Genomic DNA, 21,708 nt, shown 5'->3' on the forward strand with positions numbered 1-21,708 from the left:
AATGAGAAAAGTACTAAACAAAGAAATAAAAATGGCGGTAATGCAGAAACTGAAAGATCGTGGTGTTACAATAGCTGCTATTGCAGACATCGTATACCAGATGCAGAAACCTTATGCTCCAAACCTTAAATTGGAAGCTTGTGTAGAAAGTGTACTCGCAGTTCTGAAAAAACGAGAAATCCAGCATGCCATCCTTGTGGGAATTGAATTAGATATTCTGGCTGAAAAGGATATGCTTTCTGAACCACTGTTATCACTTGTGCGTTCGGATGAAGGTCTCTTTGGTTGCGATGAAACGTTAGCGCTTGGTTCTGTGTTTGGTTATGGAAGTATCGCGGTTACCACTTTTGGTCATTTGGATAAACATAAAATTGGGATTATTAAGCAATTAGACACTACTAAGAACGGCCCAGTCAATACATTTATTGATGATTTAGTGGCTAGTATTGCAGCAGCAGCTTCTGGTCGAATTGCACATCGACTGCGAGATGAAGAAGAAGGCGAAGAGGATGACGAAGACATCAATGCTTATTTATAGGCAATAGGCTAAGGGGTTCTGCTTTTAGAGTAGAACCTTTTTTCATGGAGAAAAACCGAGTGTCTGTACTCGGTTAATGGAGGAGGGAACAGCTAACAAGCATCTGCTTGTAATAGTAATGTATGGATTTAATAAAATTTGGTATGTGCAAGAGTGTAGATGTGCATCCATTTTTATCAACAAATAAATGCAAAGCCAACTAAGTTGGAATGTTTTTGATGGATATGTTTTCTAATCATACATAGGTTTTTATGTGTTTTTGGTATAAAACAGCCATAAGCATGAAACGGATAGGAAAGAGGTACACTAGAAGTAAGAGGTGATCCAAACAAATGATGACAAATTGGGTATATTGGCTTAAACTGTACGAGACAAGATTTCAAGCGAGATGTTTGGCAGCACGTATGGAAGAAGATTGGTGGTTATATGGATATGACAGTCCAGATCGAGTTGAAGTTTTTCGTTCACGCAAGGGTAGATTTGGTGTGAAATATATTTGGAGAAAAAATTTATAAGATTATGCTTGCATGTTATTGAACCTCATAGTATAATAACAAATGTCGCCACTGACGCGGGATGGAGCAGCTCGGTAGCTCGTTGGGCTCATAACCCAAAGGTCGCAGGTTCAAATCCTGCTCCCGCAACCAAATATGGGGCTGTGGTGTAGAGGCCTAACATGCCTGCCTGTCACGCAGGAGACCGCGGGTTCGAATCCCGTCAGCCCCGCCATTTGTTTTAATAAAATTTGGTGATTGTTATGTTTATTATGATTTTCGCAAATATTCTGGGCCTATAGCTCAGTTGGTAGAGCAGTCGGCTCATAACCGATCGGTCACAGGTTCGAGTCCTGTTGGGCCCACCATACAGTTGCATAAGGGCGGTTAGCTCAGGGGGAGAGCGCTTCCTTGACACGGAAGAGGTCGGAGGTTCGATTCCTCTACTGCCCACCAAACGAACTCCTTGGAGATAGGGAGTTTTTTTGTTTTATGTATACCTGTTAGAAGGGGAAAACGAGCAGACTTCTAACGAATTTCTAACCTTTTTTGTGCTTTTGAATAGGATGGCTCTTTCTGATTTTACATAAAATATATGATAGAATAACATTCCGAAATACAGGTGCTACTTTTACTTGAAATTTAATTTATTTAACGCTTGAAATAGATTTAGCATAAAGAGGAGATCCTGTAATACGGGATCTCCTCTTTTATATGGAAGACTAAAAAATCAGGAGGTATCCAAAACCAACTACTGCAACTTAACGCATTCCGATATCAGCTTCGATAGTCTATAGTACTATTACTCAACATGGAAGCACTATTACTAGAGATGACTGAATTCTTATAATAAATAAAAGTGTTGTTCTTTGTTTTAGTATATAGTAATCTTTACTATAGGAATGATAATCATTATCATTTAAAAAAAGGAGCTGTGGACTTATATACATAAGCGATTTGAAAATAAGAGTTAATGTTTAAATTTCTACAAGAATTTCGTTTTCTAAATAAAATACTATTATTTTTTAATTAATCTGAGGAGCTGAATGATTTTGTTTCGCACTTTGAAAGTACTTCGTATTCCTTTGCTATTTGTACTTTTACTAACCATTATTCTTTCTGGCTGTACATCCAATCTTTCTAATAAGACCAAAGAGGATAAGATATTAACGGTATCATGGCCAAAAGACATTGGGCCTTTGAACCCACATCAATATACACCGAATGAATTTTTTGCCCAAGGAACTTATTATGAGCCACTTATCGATTATGGTCCAAATGGGAAATTAATTCCTAAGTTAGCAGAATCGTGGAATGTTTCAGAGGATGGTAAAGTTTATACCTTCCATCTACGAAAAAATGTGAAGTTTACGGATGGATCAAACTTTGATGCTAGTGTTGTACAGAAAAACTTTCAAACCATTCTTGCCAATCGAGATTTACACAGTTGGCTAGGTCTTATCAGCGAAATTAATAAAACAGAAGTAGTAGATGCGCATACATTCAAGGTAACATTGAAAAATCGTTATTATCCAGCACTTCAAGAGTTTGCGGTTGTACGACCATTGCGTTTCCTCGGTAGTGCTGGATTCTCAGATGACGGAAACACAGCGAAAGGAATAAAAAAGCCGATTACTACTGGTCCTTGGGTGTTATCGGAATATAAAAAGAATGAAAAGGCTGTTTTTACGCGTAATGAAAATTATTGGGGAACCAAGCCAAAGATCAAAAAGCTAATTGTTAAAGTAATCCCAGATGGAGAAGCAAGGGTACTGGCTCTTCAGAAAGGTGATATCGACTTAATATTTGGGGAGGGTGTCATCAGTTTAGATTCTTTTGTCGCACTGAAAGACTCTGGCAAATTTAAAACCGCTGTATCTGATCCACTAGCTAGTCGAGCATTGATCGTAAATACTTCCAAAGGACCATTTGCCGATCTGGATGTTCGTATCGCCCTTCAACATGCAGTAAATAAAAAAGCATTGGTTGATGGTGTAACCAATGGCATTGAAAAACAAGCTGATTCTATTATTTCCAAGAACTTTCCTTATGCAAATGTTAATCTCAAACCATACGATTACAACCTAGAAAAAGCAAAAGCATTATTAGATAAAGCAGGATGGAAACTCCCTGCAGGAAAAACGATTCGCGAAAAAAACGGAAAACCGCTTGAAATTGAACTGGTTTATATGGGATCAGATCAAATTGAAAAACCAATGTCTGCCGCTATTCAATCTGATTTAAAACAAATTGGTGTTTCGCTCAAAACAACAGGTTTGGAAAGAGAAATCCGCAATAAGCGAATGGAAACTGCTGATTTCGATCTGCTATTTTGGAATTCGTATGGAGCACCTTATGATCCACATTCCTTCATTTCAACCAATTTCGCTCCTGGATACGGTATTTTTGAGTCGCAACAAGGCATACCAATGAAAAACGAACTTCATCAACAAATGAAAGATGTACTACTAACGGATAATGAAACTGATAGGCAGAAACTATATACCTCTATTTTTACAACCTTGCATAATCAAGCATCCTATTTACCAATCTCTTATTTGACCAATATTGCAGTGTATCCGGATTATGTAAAAGGTTGGGGATTCCCTGCTCATCGTGACGAGACTCCGTTTGCCATAATCGATGTTCAAAAATAAAAAGCAAGGTGTTTATGAGATGAAACTATTTGTTTATGTATGGAAAAGACTTGCCATGATGGTCCCCGTTATTTTGGGGACCACCTTTGTTGCTTTTCTACTTTTGCGTCTGACACCAGTAGACCCTGCAAGAGCATATTTGTCTGTCTCTAACATTATTCCAACAGAAGAAACGATAAACCTAGTACGTCACCAATTAGGTCTAGATCAACCTTTTTGGTTACAATATGTGCATTGGTTATGGCAATTGTGTCATTTGAATTTTGGGATTTCCTTTATTAGTAAAATTCCTGTTTCTCAAGAGTTAGTTGTACGATTACCTGTAACTGCAACACTAGCTGTATTAAGCTTGATCATTGCCATTCTAGTCAGCATCCCGCTTGGTATTGCATCCGCACTTCATAAAAATAAATTCATTGATCATTGTTGTCGATTACTGGCTTTTCTGGGTGCTTCTCTTCCACAATTTTTGCTTGCCTATTTGCTCATTTATTTTGTATCAGTGAAGTTTGATTTGTTTCCCCTTCAAGGAACCGAAACTTGGCAGCATTTTGTATTGCCTTCGATCACGCTTGCGCTCGGATTAATTGCTACTTATTCTCGGTTATTACGGAATGGTTTACTGGAAAGTCTGGAAGAACCTTTTGTTTTATATGCCAAAGCCAGAGGGCTTGGTACAGTAGCTCTAATGGGGCGTCATGTACTTCGTCATGCCATACGACCTGTTGTGACAGCAGCCGGGATGAACTTAGGTAAACTATTTGCTGGTACTGTAATTGTTGAACAAATTTTTGCTATGCCGGGTATAGGTGGCTATTTTTTAGAAGCGGTATACCACCGAGATTATCCCGTTATTCAAAGCTTTGTTTTGATCATGGCTATCGTTTTTGTTTTAGGAAATTTAATTGCTGATGTGGTTCAAGCTTATTTAGATCCGCGTTTGACTCAGCAAGGAACGAGAAAGCAGGTTGAATAAATGCTTATGAGTCGACTTCTTGGTAAGCAACTTGTCATCAGTGTTCTCACTACTCTATTGGCATTGATTACACTAGCAGGAATCTTTGCTCCTTTTCTTGCTCCACATGATCCAAATCTAGTAGATTTATCACACAAATTAAACAGCCCTTCTTTGGAATTTCCACTAGGTACTGATCAGTTAGGACGTTGTGTCCTTTCTCGATTGTTATATGGAACAAGAGTCACATTAAGTCTAACCCTGTTGATCGTGGCCTCTTGTGTTGCAATTGCACTAATTATAGGCAGCATTGCTGGTTACGTAGGTGGATTGATAGATAATATTCTTATGCGAGTATGCGATACGATCCTATCCTTCCCCTCTTTTATTCTAGCAATTTGTTTGATATCCATTTGGGGTGTTGGATGGCAGCAAATGGTTTTTGTGTTAATTACCATTCAATCGGTGTACTACACCCGTTTTATACGTGGTCTCGTTACCAATCTTAGACAACAAAATTATATTCTAGCAGCTAAAGTTTGTGGATCGTCCCCTTTTCTTATCATGATCCGTCACATCATTCCTAACCTTCTCTCCCCTCTTGTTATTGTTGTCACGTTAGAAATTGGATGGGTGATTATGGACATTTCTGCCTTGTCTTTTATTGGTCTAGGTGTACAATCTCCAACTCCAGAATGGGGCGCTATGATCAATGAAGGAAAATCATTCTTACTTAGTCATCCAAGATTGTTATTGGCTCCCGGCATCATGATCTTTTGTGTGGTAGCCCTTTTTAATCTATTGGGTGAGACGTTAGGAGGAAAGAAAGGAACAACAAAATCCATCCGAAAATCAAAGAAAGAACCAGTGGAAGGATTGGGAGGGACACAATGAATCAAAAAGAAATCGTATTAGATGTGAAAGGTTTGGATGTACAAGTACATTCGAATCAAGGAAAATTACAAGTAGTACAAGACTTATCGTTTCAAATAGAAAGCGGGAAAGTACTGGGTATTGTAGGTGAAAGTGGGTGTGGAAAATCGATAACCTGCCTAGCCATTTTGCAACTGCTAGATCGTGTTCAGTACGTTACACAGGGGAGTATTCGGCTAAAAGAATTGGAATTAACAAATAGGACAGAAGCGCAGTTACAAAAAATACGAGGAAAGGAAATTTCTTTGATTCTGCAAAATCCAATGAATGCATTTAATCCAGCTTTAACCATTGAGAAACAATTTTTAGAAACGATTTATGCTCACTCTAAGTTATCTCGTAAACAAGCACACGACCAAGCAGTGAAAAGTTTAGATGAAATGAATCTACCTAACCCAAAAGAATTACTCAAGCAGTATCCCTTTGAATTGAGTGGAGGAATGTTGCAACGTGTCATGATAGCTTTATCCATTTGTATGAAACCAATGCTGCTACTTGCAGATGAACCGACCACAGCACTTGATAGCGTAAACCGACATCATGTTGTGGAAGCTTTACAAATCATAAAAAAGCAAGAAAAAACGGCAATTTTACTCGTTTCTCATGATTTAAATGTCATTCATGAACTGGCTGATGAAGTTGCGGTGATGAAAAAAGGTCAATTCGTTGAAACGGGTTCTGTAGCTCAACTTTTTTCCAATCCAAAACATGAGTATACCAAACTATTGTTGGATGCTAGACTAACAACTGGAACTAGGAATGAATAGGAGTCGAGCGGAATTGAATCTATCATCAAAAGAAAAACCATTTTCCAACCAAGCCGTTTGGCTGTATACGGTCTCCTTTCTCTTTTATGCAACCAATCACATGTTAATTATTGCATTACCTTTTTTCTCACAAGACCTAGGTGCTAGACGATCTGAAATAGGTATTATTATGGGGGCTTATATGTTTGTCTCTATGTTTCTTCGTCCGGTAGCAGGTGCAATCGTAGATCGGTATGGTCCAAAAAAAATATTTATGATGGCACTTATATTGAATGCTGTGGCACTTACTTTCTATATGATTGAAAATTATTGGGTTTTTGCTGTGACGAGAGCCCTTCAAGGTGCTGTTTTGGCATTTTTCTCTATGACGATTCATTTGCTCATCATCGATATGTTACCAGACAAAACACGAGGTCAAGGGATTTCTTTGCTATCCCTTACATCCATGTTACCCTATACCTTTGTGCCTGCACTTGTGTTATATATGAAAAATCAAGTCTCGATGACCCAAATGTTTCTTTTATTTATGGGACTGGGCATTTGCAATATTCTGGTGGGATTTTATTTGTTCCAAAAAATAAAAAATCCTATTCATGAAAAAGAAGAGACAAACACAAATGATTTTCCTTATGAAGAAAAGAAAGGCGCTTTGCAAATCTTGTTTGTTCCTTCGTTGCTTATGTTATTGGCTTCTATTGTGTTCAGTGTCGCACCTACTTTCTTGCCTTTGTATTTGGAAAGCCAAGGGATAGGTTCAGCTCCACTATATTTTCTAACGGAAACAGCAGTAATTATTATCATTCGTTTTTTTGGACGTAAACATATTCCATCCTCTGAGGTTTTTCCAAGATGGTTGCTTGTCATTTTGGTCAGCTGTTTTATGCTATCCCCTGCACTTCTTTATTTCTCTCTTTCGACACCATTACTTCTGGGAGCTGCTATTTTCAACGGACTAGCATTGTCTTTACTTTATCCGACACTGATGACCTATATCACTTTTGTCATACCAGCAAATATCCGTGGATATTCCATTGGCTGGTTTATCGCAGCTGCAGATTTAGGTACTTCCTCAGGTGCTTTAATTATGGGCTGGATCGCTGACCAGTTTTCTTACCCAGCTATGCTTGGTGCAGCAACCATGATTGGTGCATGTACGTTAATAATGACTTTGATGTACCGCGGTCATAGAAAAAAGGAGATCGTACAATGAGTCTATTGATTGCAAAACAAATATCTAAAACGTATACTGCATCCAGTTGGTTTCAATCCAAAAAGAAGGAGCATTCTGCAATTACGAATGTATCATTTGTGGTGGAATCAGGAATGTGTTTGGGTATTTTAGGAGAAAGTGGAGCTGGAAAAAGTACATTAGGAAAAATAGCACTTGGACTACTTCCACCTGATCAAGGAAGTATCTCTTTTCAAGGGGAAGATTTATATCGAGTAAATCGTCATAAGAGAAAGCAATTACGCCGAGATTTACAGGTTGTTTTTCAGGATTGTTATTCTGCTGTCAATCCACGTATGACCGTAAAACAAATTATTGAAGAACCTTTACGTAACTTTAGACGTTTATCTGTAAGCGATGAGAATCGTACGGTTGCAAATTTGTTGGAGACGGTTGGTCTTACGATAAATGATATGAATAAACTTCCAAATCAATTGAGTGGAGGACAATTGCAACGGGTGAATATAGCTAGGGCAATTGCATTAGAGCCTAAATTGATTGTACTTGACGAACCTGTTAGTAGTTTAGATTTGATTATACAAAAACAGATATTGGATCATCTAAAAGAATTAAAGGAGAAAATTGGACTCTCTTATCTCTTTATCTCACATGATATAGCAGCAGTAGAAGTTATTTCTGATCGAATAGCAATCTTGGATAAAGGGGAAATAGTAGAAACGTTGGATACGAGTAATATGTATGCATGCACTCATCCTGCCTCTCAAAAAATCATCCGTTCTTCATTATAAAAACTGGCTTTTGTGATGATTTTCCATTTTTCGGATTTGAGTTTAGATGAAAAAAAGAGCCTAGAAAATTAGGCTCTTTAAGTTTCTAATGAGATGAAGAGGACCCTTATATAATATGTGTATATATCGTCTCAGTTACAACTTACTACTGACTAATTTTATAGAATAATAGATTTTAAGACTATTTTTGTCCTGCCTTTTCGTTATGATCCTAATTAATTCATTACCAAACAAAAACTAATCATATAAGGTATATAGTAAGTCTAATATTGGTCTTTCATGGTATGAAGTTTATCTCTTTTTGATATTGCAAAATAAACGATCAAACATAGAATAGCAATAAGGAATATGGAACTGGTAAGTACCGTTCCAAGCCCTAGTCCCCCCTCATCTCGTGCTTGGGACAGGTAGTCGCCAAGAGATGCACCCTTTTGGAACCTTGTTTAGCATTTGCTGATTTTTGGACGATGATGAAAGTTCACTTGTATAAGCATTTGCCATTATAACTTTCCTCTTTGGTAAATAGGATGTTAAATATTTGTTTTGATAAATGTAAGCTGACAAACATTCAAAGTTCTTTAACTTTATAAAGATTCGGAAGGAATTTGTTTTTGACTAAAAGGGATTTTCTCTAGAATCTTTTGTCCGATCCCTAACTGATAGATTAAAAATGCTGTTACTGCTCCTATTAAAATACCTCCTAATACATCTGTAGGGTAATGATGACCTACATAGATACGTGAAAAGCCAATAAGTAAAGCGACTAGGATAAGTGGAATTCCTAATTTTCGATTGTAGAAACATATAGCCAGAGCAATTGCCATTGATCCAGTAGTGTGATCACTCGGGAATGAGGAATCAGCAACATGTGGTAACAACATATGCACGTGGTGTGCTACAAAAGGTCGTGGGCGATAGGTAAATAAACCAATCGAGAAATTAACTCCAATGGCAAAAATCGCTGTTAAAAATCCATTTACAGCAGCTAATCTGCTGGATGGACGAATTGCTAGAATAAAGAGAATCGCAATATATACATAAGGACCATACGAGGTTAAACTTTCAAAAAAATGATCCCACCAAAAATACTGTCCTTCAAAATGATTGATCCATTGAAAAAGCTGATAATCCAATATAAGATCCTCCTTCTTGTTGTTTCAAAGCTTTGTTATCTCTTACATAAAAGAAGGACTAGCTGTATGTGAAAAAAGTTCATTTAGATTGATTAACATTTTTTGTATTTTGATTTGGCCGGAAATATTTATCAAGAGTCCATGAAATATTGATTGTTTATCAAAAAAAAGGCCCGTTTCGACGGAACCCTTAAATGAATAAATTGAAAACAATGGTACTATTTATTACTCTTTTTGAACCTATGGAGAAGGAAATAAGATACAATCAGTACGATTACCACAATGGCAGCATCATTGATATATGGAGAGGCTAATTCTTTAACGTTGTTCCAATTGCTACCTAGTTTCATCCCAAGGTATACAAAAAAAATAGACCAAGGAGTAATCGCTAAAATAGTATAGATAGTAAATCGAAGAATAGGCATTCCTGCAGGAATAGAGATGGCGTGTCGGACTACAGGAATAAAACGTGCTGTGAAAATAACTCCTACTCCATAACATTGAAACCAATTTTTGCTACTTCTATATGTTTCTTTTTAATAAGAAGGTACTTTCCGTATTTATTTAAGAAAGGTTTTCCACCATATAAACCGATCCAGTATAGAAAAAGTTGTGCGATTGTCCCTCCAAAAGTTCCAGCAATCACAGCCCCTAAAAAAGAAATTTTATCTTGTGAAATCATATATCCTCCATAAGCTAATACAATTTCGCTTGGGATTACTTCAACCATAAGTCCCAATGAAATGCCTGTATACCCTAGATCAGTAAGCCATTGTAGGATTTCTGTAAAGAATGTTTGCATGGCATATTACCTCTTTTTGTGTTTTTCTCCTTACTCTAAACGCTAGTAAGTTACCCCTTCCTTTCATTACCCGAAGAATAAGAAAAGAACAGATTAACAAAAAAGACTTCTACAATGGACAAAAAGTTCATGAAAGAATTTTTTTATTTTTAGATATTTAACTTTCGTTAGTGAAATGCTCTTTTTTTTATAAGGGGAATGGAAATCTAGGAAATCTGTTCTCGTTGCTGTATAGAAAAGATAAAAAAATAAATAATGGAAAGAGAAGATGAACTTTTCATCTTTTTGTCAGTCTTTTTGAATATAAGATTATTTTTATTGGAGTGTCGGCAGGAGAGGGTAAGGTGTGGACCAAGAGCTTTTCGATCTTATTACCAAAGCAAAACGAGGAGATAAAAGTGCATTTGAATCTCTGGTAGAGCGATACAAAAGACATGTATATTATCAAGCAGTGACGATGTTAAATGATACCATCGAAGCAGAAGATGTATTGCAAGAAGCATTTATCAAAGCATATTTCTCCTTGGAAAATTTGAAGAGTTCCTATGCCTTTACTTCTTGGTTGAGTCGTATTGTATATAATCTGTGCAATGATCGTATAAAAAAGCGAGATAGAGAGAAAGTTGTGGTCAGTGAATGGCTCGATAATAAAATCGAAAATATGGGAGACTCCAAACTTCCTATTGAACAAAAACAAATGCAAATCGATTTATATCAAGCCATGAAATCTTTATCTCCAGAGCATCGTTCTGCTATCATACTAAGAGAAGTACATGGGTATTCCTACCAAGATATTGCAGAAATAATGGGTGTTCCAGAAGGAACTGTTAAATCACGTATACATCATGCGCGCTTAACATTACGAGAAGAATTAAAAAAAGAGGGGTGATCATAGATGCAACATGTGGATCATTTGCTTTCTGCCTATATTGATAATGAATTAGAGGAACAGGAAAGAGTAGTGGTAGAGAAACATTTGCAAGATTGTACGGATTGCCTTGAACTCTATGAAGATTTTTCTCGAATGAGTGCATCGTTCACTCATGCTTTTGAAACCATTTCTTTGCCAGAACAAGCAATCGAACAACTGATGACGAGAATAAATCAACTTGATACACCGGACTCTCCAGATCCTATATCTGTTCTTTCTTATGCGGCCTTACGTTGGGGCACAATAAGCAGTATTCTCTTATTGCTTGCTGTGAATGTTTCCTTGATGATTACTTTCGGTCCGTTCTTTTCTTTTATTCAGATATTCTATCGTTTAGCTCATGGGGTAGTTACTATTTTTTCTGCCATTCCATACTTAGGTGTGGTTGTAACTGTTACTTGTTTTCTTTTGATCGGAATGTCACTTTGGTTATTGCATCAACTTTTGCGTTTGAAAAAGGTGGAAATAACACAATGAAACCAAGGATTGTTTTCGTTTTCTTTTTGTTTTGTTTGTTAGGTTTTGTAGCGATCGGAAAAGGCGAAGTGCATGCTAGTATTCCTAGTGATATTTCACTGTTTTCTCATGATAAAACAATTTTCTCAAACAAGGGTTTATTTATACCTTCTCAACAAAAGGTTGATCACATTGTTGAGTTTGGCAGTGATGTCACTTTATCCGGATCTGTACATGAAATCATCGTAGTAGGTGGTAATCTCCATATTACGAAGACAGCACATGTAGGAGAATTGGTGCTAGTAATTGGTGGGAAGATCACCCAAGAACCCGGAGCTAAGGTTACAGATGAAGTTTTTCATCTTTCTTTTGATAACCAATTGGCAAATAATTTACTAATTACGAGCAGCTTTCTTTTTGGGTGGTGGTTTTTTCGACTCTCTGTGAGCTTATTACTTCTTCTATTACCGATCATTACAGCCTTAGTTGCAAAAAAACACTACATTGATTCTATCGTTACGAAAATCCGTTTGGATTTCAAACAAATTATGTGGGTTGGAATTGCAGTTAGCTTGTTATTGTTAGGTATTGTTTCACTTCTCTTTATCAGTGTAATTGGCATTCCTCTCCTATTTATTGTGGCAATGATAATCGCTCTCTTTAGTATCTTAAGTCTAACAGCTATTTCAGTAATGATTGGAGAGCAGATCTTGCTAACAAGAGGTCGAGAAAAATGGTTGACTGTTGCAATAGGTTCTACAATATTTGCCTCCGCTATTAATTTTCCGCTAATAGGAGGCATTCTGCTAGTCGGATTTCATTGGTTATCATTAGGATTTATGACCATATGGCTTTGGGAGAAAAGGTTCCTACTTGTCAAACCGAAAAACAAAACACCAAAGGAATAATTGGTACTATTTTAAGTTAAGGATGAAATCTATGAAGCCATTCGGTATTTTGTCTCCTATCAAAAAATATATGTTTATTTCTATCTGTTTTTTATCCTTATTCACATTTGTTTTTGCCAAATTCGCTGATGAATTGGTGGAATCTGAGTTGTATCACTTTGACACAACCATTATAGATTGGATTGGATCATTCGTGAAACCGCCGTTTACAGCTATTATGAAAATCTTTACTTTTTTAGGATCGCCATTAGCCTTATTTTTGTTGGTGCTCATTTGTGTATCATGGATGCTTTGGAAGAAAAGACGGTGGGAAGCTTTATTTTTAACCATTGGAATAACAGGTGGAGGGGTATTTAACTTATTCTTGAAATGGATTTTCCATCGTCAGAGACCAACATTGCATCGGTTAATTGAAGAATCCGGATATAGTTTTCCAAGTGGTCATTCCATGGGTTCCATTATTTTTTATGGGATGTTATGCATGTTATTGATTTTATTTTTAAATTCAAGAAAAGCAAAAGTAGTGGTCGTTTTGATTACCGTTATTATCATCATATCGATTGGTTTAAGTAGAATTTATTTGGGAGTCCATTACCCTAGCGATGTCCTTGCAGGATATGCTGCTGGAGGAGTGTGGTTGACTATTTGCTTAATGGGATTGAAGTTTGTATTGGATCAGAGGAAGGGCTTTGTATGAATAGAAGAAAAGTTGAATATATCAACGTTATAATGATTGAAAAAGAAGAACGGTAATTTTGTGTATTCATGGATATGTGTAAAGGGATTTTAGCATTTAATGACAATCTAGAGATGCTTTTAGGGACGGATGAAATTACTGTCTTACAAGAATGAATGCCTTATGATGAGATAATGGATATTATTGGAGGAGATGAAGATGATTTGACTCTTTCTCCAATTATTCTTGAATACCTAAGTAAAAGAATAGACCAAGAGGAATTTATGGAGAGGTTACATTAAATAAATGGAGATGAATAAAATGACCTCTCCATTAACCAATGAGAGTTTAGGATAGATTAGAACATTATGAAAAGCACCAAGTGAGTTTAACCGAAGAAATGTTGACCAATGGAATCAAGGGACAACGAGAAGATCAGAAACCAAAACTTGTTTCAACAGACGATATAAAGCTTGTTCTCAGTTCCTTGAGACGAAGCAAACGGAGGGAGAATACACTCACAGCAAGAAGAAATTACGCTCTTATTAACTTCTTGATTGGGACTGGGTTACGTCTTGGAGAACTTGAACGTCTCACATGGGCAGACGTTGACTTTGACGAAAGTTTGATTAGGATCAATGAAAGCAAAGCGAGGAGGCAACAAAGCATTCCATTGTCAGAAGCTCATGCTCGTGAACTAGAAAGTCTTGGTATAGGAAACCAGCTGGTTTGTAAATACACTAAGCAGTTGATTTATCCATATTATGATGGCATCAAGCAAATTTAACATTCAAACCCCAACGAGCGGAAGACAACAACAACACTTTTTTCAGTGGACAACGTTTTCATAGTTCGACGGGGTTCTATTATTAGATTAAGCAGTTGGTTAATTTTTTCATTTTTTGAACATTTAAATACTTTTTCTAGCATCCTGCAAGTAAATGGGACTTATTAGAAACTTCGATAGAATACACTATGCGAACTCGGATATAATTTTCTAGCTTCGTCATTTGTTAAACTTTCGATAATTGTTAAATTATGTTCTATGATTTCAAGCTCCATTGGCACACCGCTATGTAGATAACGAAACAGAAACCAATGGGGATTTTCATCTAAAATTTCTATACGTCGATTCGGTACACGTATTCTAGTGCCTGCTATTTCCTCTAATTCATCTTCCGACCAATATTTACCGGAGTTATTATAATAATACTTTGATCGAATGAAATATGGTATATATGGTCCTGTTTTTGCTAATTCATTTTCATCGGTATATAAGTATGCTGATCGGTAAATATGCTTTTTTATATTTTTAAATTCGCCGCGAAAATGAACATATAAAGATTGAGCTTCATCATTTGTTAAACTTTCAATAATTGTTAAATTATGTTCTATGATTTCAAGCTCCATCGGTACATCTTTGTGAAGAAAGTTAAACAGGAACCACTGGGCATAATTATTCCAATCCACCCAAGGATAACTAGGTACAGGTATTCGGAATCTTGCTATATCTTCTAATGCTGCTTTTGACCAAAATTCTCCGTCTTCACAGGAATAGTTGTACCCTGATCGGTAAACGCTTTTCCCCACTTCCATCATTTTCTTATTTTTTCCCGATTTGTATTTTTTTACCATGAGAATAATCAAAAGAATTACAAATGGAAAAAGGTTTAACTCTATGCTCATAATTACCTCTCCTATGATTAATTTAAAAATTAACATTTCAAAAATATAATATATCTTACGACTGATAATTGGTATATATCTGTTAATACAAAATGAGGTAGGTACATGAAACTGTGTGCTAGATCATTCTATAAAGGAAGGAGTTGCAAAATCTAGACTTGGAGCTTAAACAGCTTCAAGTCTTTTTATTTGAATTTTGTTGGAAGGTATCAGAGAACAAAACAAGATTTTCAAAAGTAGAAGAAATGGAACTGTTGAACGATTCTTTAGGTAGAAATAACGGATATTAAAGAAGAAGAATACGAAAAGATTTTGCTTGCTTTAAACTTATAAATCGTATTGCAACCTTGAATGGATCTTATATCCTTTCAAGGATTTTTTAGCATATAGTAGTTTGTTCGTCGACTGAGTATAGTTCATATTCCACTAGATCAGTCTTTGTTGACAAATGAGTTGACCAAGTTTTAGCAGTATAATTTAGACCACTATAGAACATAGAATGGCATGAAATCTATGAGTAATGTCAAAATTCTCTATTCATGTGTTGTTTTTTATTGTATACTGGAAAAGTTCTCTTTTCATATACTTAGATCTCGAAGGTCTAGTGGTGCCTTTTTTCATTGATAAAAGGTATGCCTGAAAAGTAGAACCACCTTTTAACCGGAAGGTCAGAGGTTCAAATCCTCTATCACCAAATAAGGTGATTAGCTCAGTGGTAGAGCATTCGGCTTGGTAATGTAACGGGGTTCGAATCCCCGATGGTACCCAATACCATTCATGGAGAATAAAAACAACTACTTTATTGTAATCTTTCAAGTGAATCCTTAGGTAACTGTTGATTTTTGGCAGTGACACCAAGATAGAAGCCTTGTAGTGGATGGATACCGGGTAAGGGGATTCTATTTTTACAGGCGAACATCTTCCTTAGATTTTGTAGGTTTGTGGATAAACTCTAAGGTTAACCCGTTTGTACAGTAGATGGTACTTGTCCTTAAGTTACACTCCGCTAATATGTTGGAAGGATTGCTTGAAAGATTCTAATTTTTGAGGTGGTAGTATGTTAAGAGTAAACATAAAAAATGATGAACGAGGACTTCTTTTTAAGGATGGAAACTATGTAAAGTGTTTGCAACCAGGGAAGTATTTTCTTAATCCATTTGTGAAATATAGTTTTTTGAAAACGGATGTAAATAAGCCTTTTGATTCAGCAGATAAAAATATTAATATTTACTTGGAAGATACCGAACTCCAAAAAGAACTTACTGTTATAGATGTGCAAGATAACGAAATTGCCATTCATTTTGAAGATGGAAAACTTTCAGATGTACTAAGTGCCGGTAAATATGCATTTTGGAATGTATTGAAAAAACATGATTTTATCATCGTAGATAAACGGAATCCTGAAATAGATCCTAAGATCGATGTTTCTGTATATAATCACCCGAATCTCCTTGGGTATGTTAACCAACATCATGTGATGAGCCATGAGCAAGGTATTCTTTACTATGATAATGTGGTACAGAAAATCTTAGAACCAGGTAGATACTTCTTTTGGAAAAGCCCTGTTCAAGTGACTGTGCAAAAAATAGATTTAAGACAACAACAAGTTGATATGACGGGACAAGAGATCATGACGGAAGATAAAATCTCCATGAGACTCAACTTTGTCTGTCATTATAAGGTTACAGATCCGCTTAAGGTCATACAAATCAAGTCGTTTGAAGAGCAGATTTATATTGTACTTCAGCTGATTTTAAGAGAATATGTAGGGGCATTGAAGCTAGATGACTTGCTATTGAAAAAGCAAGAAGTAGGTAATTATGTATTGCAAAAACTAAAAGAAAAAAACAGTGATTTTGGGGTCGAGTTCCTATTTGCTGGTGTAAAAGATGTAATTTTACCTGGAGATATTAAAGAAATTTTAAATACGGTACTCATTGCAGAAAAACGTGCCCAAGCGAATGTGATCACAAGAAGAGAAGAGACTGCTTCTACTAGGAGCTTACTCAATACAGCTAAGTTAATGGAAGAGAATCAAACCCTCTACAGATTAAAGGAACTCGAATTTTTAGAGAAAATATGTGATAAAATCGGCAATATCTCCTTAACTGGTGGAGGTAGTCTGATTGAACAACTCAATACTTTGTTATCAAGGTCAGAGTAATGAAAATGACAAGGATTACTTGTGGACATATGAAAAAGATCCTGTTTGTTGAGAACAAGATCTTTTTCATATCATACCAATCTATTCTTTGATTTTTCTTTCCCCTTTTTCAATTGGGTTATCTGCATAAGAGATCCAATCACTCCAACTTCCTGCATAAAGCTTTACGTTGCTTTTCCCTGCTTCCAACAGTGCTAGAATATTTGGGGTAGCTGTTACGCCTGACCCACAATACACAATTATTTCTTCAGCATCAGGTAATTTCCCAAAGTGTTCCCGTAATTCATTATTTGATAAAAATCGACCATCCGAGTTCTTTGTATCTTTCCAAAAAGAATGATGAGCATGAGGAATATGGCCTGCTACTGCATCAATGGGTTCTATCTTTCCTATGTATCTCTCTTTTTCTCGAGAATCAATGATGAGCGTGTTTTCGTCCGTTAATTTCTGCTTCACTTCATCCATACTCACAAGTAGTTGATTTTGGATATGTGGTACATAGTTAGTATGTTTTCGTTTCACGAGTGAAGGGCTTGTCGGATATCCAAGTTTTTTCCAATCTCGGAAATTTCCATCCATTATAGATGCTTTTTTATGGCCAATATAAGTAAGTAACCACCAAAATCGAGAAGACATTGCCCCGTCTTGGTCGTCGTAGGCGATTACATGCGTATTTTCATCTATACCAGCATCTTCTAATGTCTTTACAAAGGTAGATAGATCTGGAAGAGGATGTCTGCCTCCATGTTTTTGTACAGAGGATGATAGATCTTTTTCTAAATCAAAATAAACAGCATGAGGGAGATATTCGTCTAACAAAGGTTTTTTCATTGATTTCTCTAAAGTAAAACGGCAGTCAGCAAGAACCACATCAGGATTCTGTAAATTTTTTTGTACCCAATCCATGCCAACAATACGATTTATCATCTACTCACATCCATTTCCTCTTTTTTCTTGTCTTGGTACCATCATAAATATTGCATTGGTGCATTTCATTTCATCATTTGCTAGAAACCAACTGAAGTGTGTTTATACTTGTATTCTAATTATAATCATCCTACTAGAGCAAGTTAACCAAAAAGAGATTCTTATATCTTGTGAAAATAAACGAAAACTTCTATCAATAAGGAGTTTTCGTTTATTTGCGTTTTATCATTCTTCTTTTCATCTTGGTAATCAAGTTTCATTTATCTTGTGATAGATTTGGTATTTCGAAAATTTAAGCTGAACTTAAGGTGAAAGCTACTTTTATATTAATGTCCGGCTAGTATTCTGAATCTAGATAAAAAGCAAGGAAATGAAAGGGCTTGAAACTTATTTTTTCAAACCTTTATGGAAGAGGAGAGATTTTAGATGAATACACTACAAATAAATGACTCGCAATCTAGTAATCCCTTTCTATCATGGATTTCTCGATGGCCAATATGGGTTGCTTATGCTGCTGCTATTTGGTCCTTTATTTATGGAATAATGGGACTATATTGGATGATGGGGGGAATTGGTTTTCCTTTTGGGGAAGGAGATCCAGTTGCTGAAGTAACAATCTTAAATGGACTGCGTGCAGAAACGGGTGCACCATGCGTTATGATTTTAGGGTTTGCTGGGACGACCATTGCATTTGCAATGGCTCGCTTGAAAGGTAAAGGAATGATTCGTGCTTTGCTAATCACTTTTTCTGTGTTCCTGTTTATTATGTTAGCCTTCATAATCCCAGATGCTAGAGTAATGATAACAATAGCATATATGCCCATTTTCATTGTAGGAGCACCATTTGATTTTCCTCCTGTGAGCTTTTGGGATTACATCAATTGGTCAATTATTAATCAATTTATTCTTGTATTGGGTGGATTGTTATGGGCAGCCACAGGATTAACCTACTATCGTCGAAGTGAAAAAGCGTGCGGCTACTGTGGTCGATTGAATGGAAACACATCACAGTGGTTAACCTCAAGTTCTGCTGCAAAATGGGGTAAGTGGTTTGTGTATGCTGGATTTGGGCTGCCTTTTGTATATTCTATTTCTCGAATTGCATGGGCGTTGGGATATCCTCTAGGAATCACGGAAGCATTTCTTCATCAATTGCAAGCCAATGGATTGGTGTATGCTGGACTCGGTCTAGCTATTTTAGGACTTGGTGGAGGTGTGCTTATATTGGGGCTCATTCAACGCTGGGGCGAGGTATTTCCCCGATGGATTCCTTTTTTCGCAGGAAAACGTGTTCCACCAGCATTGGCAATTATTCCAGCGTTGTTGGTAGCGACTGCATTAGGTTCATTGGGTTCTCAAATTTTTCGTCAATTTTTTATGTCAGGTGACTACAAGGGTTTTTTCAATAATCCAGTAAGTATTTTTCCGATTTGGGGATTAATCTTGTATGGTGCTACCATTGCTTATTACTATCGTCGACGTGGGCAATGCAAACATTGCCAACACGACGCTTGATTTCTTCTCTCTTTCTCATAAAGATGATAATTAAGTTAATTGAGAATGCTAGCATTTCTAAATTATATATATCCTTACACGGCTTAAATCTGTAATAATAAAACTGAATTTAAAACGGTTCATGATTTATGGATAGATGAAATGGAGCATGTAAATTTTTATGAGGATTGGAGGGTTGATACTGTAATGAAAAAGCATCTCTTATATATTGAAGACGATTTAGAAATTGGTAATTTGGTCACAGAAGATTTACTCAAGCGTAATTATGACGTAAAGTGGCTTGTTACAGGTGTGGATGCAATGGAGTACATCGAGCAAACCGATTTGGTGATTCTGGATATCATGCTACCTGAATTGGATGGTTTTTCATTGGGACAACGTATCAAACGCAAATATCCCAAAACACCGATTTTATTGTTTTCGGCACGTACGGCTTTAGAAGATAAGTTGCAAGGCCTTGATTTTGCTGATGATTATGTGATAAAGCCTTGTCATCCAGATGAGCTAGTTGCTAGGATTGAAGTGTTATTGAGGCGATTTGGTGAGTATGTGGTACCGGAAATACATCTGGCTCATTTACAAATAGACTTGGAGAAACGTCGCATTATCCATGTTCAATCAAACCATGAAATATCACTTACAGCAAAACAGTATCATATTTTGGCCTTTTTTCTTCGGCATCTCAATCAAATTCTGACCAAAGAGCAGATTTATGAAGCGGTTTGGGCAAAACCATATATGGATGATGATACAACAGTTATGGTTCATATCCGTCACTTACGCGAAAAAATAGAAGTAGACCCAAGTCAGCCGCAAATTATTGAAACCATACGTGGGATTGGTTACCGGGTGAGACAATGAAATTTCGTGACTCCTTACTATTCCGATATCTATTCATTATTTTAATAGCGATTATCTGGCCGATTCTTTTTCCTATCTATTATGGTACAGACATGTATTTGAATCAAGATAAATACAAGTATAATCATACAGATGAAATGAAAACGATGTGGAATCGTTTAGCAAACAATTTAAATCACGCTACTGCTATGCAGGTGAATAATGAACTTCATAAAATCAAAGCCCGCTATCCGAAGGCGAATATGTTTTGGATTGATGGAAGTGGCCAAATAAAATTCATGTTACCTAAAGAAAAGAATATTTCTGATCCATGGTCATTTCAAAAAGGAATGCAATTCATCCAAAAGTATGGAGGAGAAGTTTCATTTACCATAGTAGCTCCGATTGGAGGAGATCCCAAGCAAGGATACCTATTCTTCTGGCTCCCTTATTCCCTTACAGATGGTGATGACCAAGATGTGTCATTTGTCATTTTTGTTATAGCAGCATTTGTTTCCTATCTTGTTTTTATCGGATTGTTTTTCTTTCGTATCCGCCATCGATTGATACTGTTACAAGTGTCGATGACCCAAACTACGAAAAGTGGAGTTCCAAGCATAATAAAAGTAAAGAAAAAAGATGAAATAGGAGCATTGGAACTAGCATTTAATCATATGATCCATGAATTAGAAAAAAGTCAGCAACAGAAAAAAGAAGAAGAAACCTTACGTAGAGAGCTACTCGCAAGTATTTCACATGATTTACGAACACCGCTGGCAATCATACAAGGTCACTCCTATGCTTTGCAAAGAGGAGATTTATCCGATCATGAAAGAAAATCTTTGCTTGTCATCGACAGTAAAGTGGATGATCTGAGTCAATTGATTGAAAACTTGCTTTCTTATACGCTGCTAACAGCGGGGAAATATCCCATGCAGATGCAAGAAATGGATGTAACACACACACTTCGTACAGTTTTGGCTCAATGGTATCCTTTATTTGAAACAAAGGATTTTCAAATAGATATCGATTTGTTGAGCAGAAAAGAAATTTGGTTTGTTGATCCTTTATGGTTTAAACGTATACTGGACAACTTGTTTCAAAATGTTTTACGACATGCATCATCAGGTAAGTATGTAGGAATACAGATGCAGCACACTAGTGAGCGTAAAGTAATTTTGATCGAGGATAAAGGACCTGGTTTGGACCATCGATCTACAGAAAGAGGTGTGGGGATTGGTTTATCCATCGTTAAGCTTATGATGAAGGAGATGGATCTCCAATGGGAAGTGGAAACATCATCACAAGGGACACGTATTTATTTAATCTATTCGATGAAGTAGATTTAC

The 21,708-nt window shown here is 36.4% G+C and carries 20 protein-coding genes, 5 tRNA genes and 2 pseudogenes; 22 read left to right on the forward strand and 5 right to left on the reverse strand.

The window, feature by feature from the left end:
• The first annotated feature begins 1 nt into the window (after window position 1).
• The 12 genes from A3GQ_RS0100450 (at window position 2) to A3GQ_RS0100505 (ending at window position 8,321) form a co-directional block, all read left to right on the forward strand.
• Window positions 2–538, forward strand: a complete 537-nt coding sequence (locus A3GQ_RS0100450) for a phosphatidylglycerophosphatase A family protein (protein WP_028775389.1) — start codon at window positions 2–4, stop codon at window positions 536–538.
• Between the two features lie 335 nt (window positions 539–873).
• Complete coding sequence (locus tag A3GQ_RS0100455; protein ID WP_028775390.1) at window positions 874–1,053, forward strand: hypothetical protein; 180 nt, start codon at window positions 874–876, stop codon at window positions 1,051–1,053.
• Window positions 1,054–1,108: 55 nt separating this feature from the next.
• Window positions 1,109–1,185 (forward strand) — tRNA-Met (locus tag A3GQ_RS0100460).
• 5 nt (window positions 1,186–1,190) lie between these two features.
• Window positions 1,191–1,267 (forward strand) — tRNA-Asp (locus A3GQ_RS0100465).
• 57 nt (window positions 1,268–1,324) lie between these two features.
• Window positions 1,325–1,400 (forward strand) — tRNA-Ile (locus tag A3GQ_RS0100470).
• Between the two features lie 13 nt (window positions 1,401–1,413).
• Window positions 1,414–1,488: transfer RNA gene (locus tag A3GQ_RS0100475), tRNA-Val, on the forward strand.
• A 590-nt stretch (window positions 1,489–2,078) separates the two neighbouring features.
• Entirely contained in the window at window positions 2,079–3,689 is a 1,611-nt protein-coding gene (gene nikA / locus A3GQ_RS0100480; RefSeq protein ID WP_028775391.1) for a nickel ABC transporter substrate-binding protein, read from the forward strand.
• A 19-nt stretch (window positions 3,690–3,708) separates the two neighbouring features.
• Complete coding sequence (gene nikB / locus A3GQ_RS0100485) at window positions 3,709–4,665, forward strand: nickel ABC transporter permease (RefSeq protein ID WP_037463519.1); 957 nt, start codon at window positions 3,709–3,711, stop codon at window positions 4,663–4,665.
• Window positions 4,666–4,671: 6 nt separating this feature from the next.
• Window positions 4,672–5,538 carry an ABC transporter permease subunit gene (locus A3GQ_RS22880; protein ID WP_425423355.1) on the forward strand — a complete coding sequence of 289 codons (867 nt, stop codon included), beginning with the start codon at window positions 4,672–4,674 and terminating at the stop codon, window positions 5,536–5,538.
• On the forward strand, window positions 5,535–6,344 hold the full coding sequence (locus tag A3GQ_RS0100495; RefSeq protein ID WP_028775393.1) for an ABC transporter ATP-binding protein: 810 nt from the start codon (window positions 5,535–5,537) through the stop codon (window positions 6,342–6,344). The genes A3GQ_RS22880 and A3GQ_RS0100495 overlap by 4 nt, the downstream gene beginning before the upstream one ends.
• 13 nt (window positions 6,345–6,357) lie before the next feature.
• The gene (gene cntE / locus A3GQ_RS22885) at window positions 6,358–7,554 is read left to right on the forward strand and encodes a staphylopine family metallophore export MFS transporter CntE (protein WP_051271047.1); all 1,197 of its coding nucleotides are present in this window, start codon (window positions 6,358–6,360) and stop codon (window positions 7,552–7,554) included.
• The gene (locus tag A3GQ_RS0100505; RefSeq protein WP_028775394.1) at window positions 7,551–8,321 is read left to right on the forward strand and encodes an ABC transporter ATP-binding protein; all 771 of its coding nucleotides are present in this window, start codon (window positions 7,551–7,553) and stop codon (window positions 8,319–8,321) included. Before cntE ends, A3GQ_RS0100505 begins: the two co-directional genes overlap by 4 nt.
• A gap of 263 nt (window positions 8,322–8,584) precedes the next feature.
• Here the strand turns inward: A3GQ_RS0100505 and A3GQ_RS26530 are convergent.
• The 3 genes and pseudogenes from A3GQ_RS26530 to uptA all read right to left on the reverse strand — a co-directional run.
• Window positions 8,585–8,737, reverse strand: a pseudogene (locus A3GQ_RS26530) (hypothetical protein); the annotation flags it as partial.
• 168 nt (window positions 8,738–8,905) lie between these two features.
• A complete protein-coding gene (locus A3GQ_RS22890) occupies window positions 8,906–9,454 on the reverse strand; it encodes an undecaprenyl-diphosphatase (protein WP_051271050.1) in 549 nt (182 codons plus the stop codon).
• 218 nt (window positions 9,455–9,672) lie between these two features.
• A pseudogene (uptA, locus tag A3GQ_RS22895) lies at window positions 9,673–10,256 on the reverse strand (undecaprenyl phosphate transporter UptA).
• 346 nt (window positions 10,257–10,602) lie between these two features.
• Here uptA and A3GQ_RS0100520 point away from each other — a divergent pair.
• From A3GQ_RS0100520 to A3GQ_RS0100545, 5 genes are all read left to right on the forward strand, one after another.
• Window positions 10,603–11,145, forward strand: coding sequence for an RNA polymerase sigma factor (locus tag A3GQ_RS0100520; RefSeq protein ID WP_028775395.1), 543 nt, complete (start codon window positions 10,603–10,605; stop codon window positions 11,143–11,145).
• 6 nt (window positions 11,146–11,151) lie between these two features.
• Complete coding sequence (locus A3GQ_RS0100525; RefSeq protein ID WP_028775396.1) at window positions 11,152–11,664, forward strand: anti-sigma factor family protein; 513 nt, start codon at window positions 11,152–11,154, stop codon at window positions 11,662–11,664.
• Window positions 11,661–12,551, forward strand: a complete 891-nt coding sequence (locus A3GQ_RS0100530; RefSeq protein WP_028775397.1) for a hypothetical protein — start codon at window positions 11,661–11,663, stop codon at window positions 12,549–12,551. The genes A3GQ_RS0100525 and A3GQ_RS0100530 overlap by 4 nt, the downstream gene beginning before the upstream one ends.
• A 31-nt stretch (window positions 12,552–12,582) precedes the next feature.
• Window positions 12,583–13,248 (forward strand): phosphatase PAP2 family protein, encoded by a 666-nt coding sequence (locus A3GQ_RS0100535; RefSeq protein ID WP_051271051.1) that lies wholly within the window; start codon window positions 12,583–12,585, stop codon window positions 13,246–13,248.
• A 361-nt stretch (window positions 13,249–13,609) separates the two neighbouring features.
• Window positions 13,610–14,014, forward strand: a complete 405-nt coding sequence (locus A3GQ_RS0100545) for a site-specific integrase (protein WP_028775399.1) — start codon at window positions 13,610–13,612, stop codon at window positions 14,012–14,014.
• A gap of 164 nt (window positions 14,015–14,178) precedes the next feature.
• Here A3GQ_RS0100545 and A3GQ_RS0100550 read toward each other — a convergent pair whose 3' ends face one another.
• On the reverse strand, window positions 14,179–14,913 hold the full coding sequence (locus A3GQ_RS0100550; RefSeq protein ID WP_028775400.1) for a hypothetical protein: 735 nt from the start codon (window positions 14,911–14,913) through the stop codon (window positions 14,179–14,181).
• Between the two features lie 703 nt (window positions 14,914–15,616).
• Here A3GQ_RS0100550 and A3GQ_RS0100560 point away from each other — a divergent pair.
• Window positions 15,617–15,681, forward strand: a tRNA-Pro gene (locus tag A3GQ_RS0100560).
• Between the two features lie 289 nt (window positions 15,682–15,970).
• A complete protein-coding gene (locus tag A3GQ_RS0100565) occupies window positions 15,971–17,077 on the forward strand; it encodes a slipin family protein (protein ID WP_028775401.1) in 1,107 nt (368 codons plus the stop codon).
• An 81-nt stretch (window positions 17,078–17,158) separates the two neighbouring features.
• On the opposite strand, the gene A3GQ_RS0100570 is transcribed toward A3GQ_RS0100565, so the two are convergent.
• Entirely contained in the window at window positions 17,159–18,004 is an 846-nt protein-coding gene (locus A3GQ_RS0100570; protein WP_037463525.1) for a sulfurtransferase, read from the reverse strand.
• A gap of 426 nt (window positions 18,005–18,430) precedes the next feature.
• Here A3GQ_RS0100570 and A3GQ_RS0100575 point away from each other — a divergent pair, with 426 nt between their 5' ends.
• The 3 genes from A3GQ_RS0100575 to A3GQ_RS0100585 all read left to right on the forward strand — a co-directional run bounded on the left by A3GQ_RS0100575 (window position 18,431) and on the right by A3GQ_RS0100585 (window position 21,702).
• Window positions 18,431–19,519, forward strand: coding sequence for a hypothetical protein (locus tag A3GQ_RS0100575; protein WP_028775403.1), 1,089 nt, complete (start codon window positions 18,431–18,433; stop codon window positions 19,517–19,519).
• A 186-nt stretch (window positions 19,520–19,705) separates the two neighbouring features.
• Window positions 19,706–20,380, forward strand: coding sequence for a response regulator transcription factor (locus A3GQ_RS0100580; RefSeq protein ID WP_028775404.1), 675 nt, complete (start codon window positions 19,706–19,708; stop codon window positions 20,378–20,380).
• The gene (locus A3GQ_RS0100585) at window positions 20,377–21,702 is read left to right on the forward strand and encodes a HAMP domain-containing sensor histidine kinase (protein WP_028775405.1); all 1,326 of its coding nucleotides are present in this window, start codon (window positions 20,377–20,379) and stop codon (window positions 21,700–21,702) included. The genes A3GQ_RS0100580 and A3GQ_RS0100585 overlap by 4 nt, the downstream gene beginning before the upstream one ends.
• Window positions 21,703–21,708 lie beyond the last annotated feature (6 nt).

Origin of the sequence: Shimazuella kribbensis DSM 45090 (assembly GCF_000428065.1) — a bacterium.
In the GTDB taxonomy this organism is placed as follows: domain Bacteria; phylum Bacillota; class Bacilli; order Thermoactinomycetales; family Thermoactinomycetaceae; genus Shimazuella; species Shimazuella kribbensis.

What these genes read in the sequence shown, in the direction of transcription:
- A3GQ_RS0100450 (WP_028775389.1), top strand. Translation starts at nt 2, where the DNA reads ATGAGAAAAGTACTAAACAAAGAAATAAAAATGGCGGTAATGCAGAAA.
- A3GQ_RS0100455 (WP_028775390.1), top strand. Translation starts at nt 874, where the DNA reads ATGACAAATTGGGTATATTGGCTTAAACTGTACGAGACAAGATTTCAA.
- nikA (WP_028775391.1), top strand. Translation starts at nt 2,079, where the DNA reads ATGATTTTGTTTCGCACTTTGAAAGTACTTCGTATTCCTTTGCTATTT.
- nikB (WP_037463519.1), top strand. Translation starts at nt 3,709, where the DNA reads ATGAAACTATTTGTTTATGTATGGAAAAGACTTGCCATGATGGTCCCC.
- A3GQ_RS22880 (WP_425423355.1), top strand. Translation starts at nt 4,672, where the DNA reads ATGAGTCGACTTCTTGGTAAGCAACTTGTCATCAGTGTTCTCACTACT.
- A3GQ_RS0100495 (WP_028775393.1), top strand. Translation starts at nt 5,535, where the DNA reads ATGAATCAAAAAGAAATCGTATTAGATGTGAAAGGTTTGGATGTACAA.
- A3GQ_RS0100505 (WP_028775394.1), top strand. Translation starts at nt 7,551, where the DNA reads ATGAGTCTATTGATTGCAAAACAAATATCTAAAACGTATACTGCATCC.
- A3GQ_RS0100525 (WP_028775396.1), top strand. Translation starts at nt 11,152, where the DNA reads ATGCAACATGTGGATCATTTGCTTTCTGCCTATATTGATAATGAATTA.
- A3GQ_RS0100530 (WP_028775397.1), top strand. Translation starts at nt 11,661, where the DNA reads ATGAAACCAAGGATTGTTTTCGTTTTCTTTTTGTTTTGTTTGTTAGGT.
- A3GQ_RS0100535 (WP_051271051.1), top strand. Translation starts at nt 12,583, where the DNA reads ATGAAGCCATTCGGTATTTTGTCTCCTATCAAAAAATATATGTTTATT.
- A3GQ_RS0100550 (WP_028775400.1), bottom strand. Translation starts at nt 14,913, where the DNA reads ATGAGCATAGAGTTAAACCTTTTTCCATTTGTAATTCTTTTGATTATT.
- A3GQ_RS0100565 (WP_028775401.1), top strand. Translation starts at nt 15,971, where the DNA reads ATGTTAAGAGTAAACATAAAAAATGATGAACGAGGACTTCTTTTTAAG.
- A3GQ_RS0100570 (WP_037463525.1), bottom strand. Translation starts at nt 18,004, where the DNA reads ATGATAAATCGTATTGTTGGCATGGATTGGGTACAAAAAAATTTACAG.
- A3GQ_RS0100575 (WP_028775403.1), top strand. Translation starts at nt 18,431, where the DNA reads ATGAATACACTACAAATAAATGACTCGCAATCTAGTAATCCCTTTCTA.
- A3GQ_RS0100580 (WP_028775404.1), top strand. Translation starts at nt 19,706, where the DNA reads ATGAAAAAGCATCTCTTATATATTGAAGACGATTTAGAAATTGGTAAT.
- A3GQ_RS0100585 (WP_028775405.1), top strand. Translation starts at nt 20,377, where the DNA reads ATGAAATTTCGTGACTCCTTACTATTCCGATATCTATTCATTATTTTA.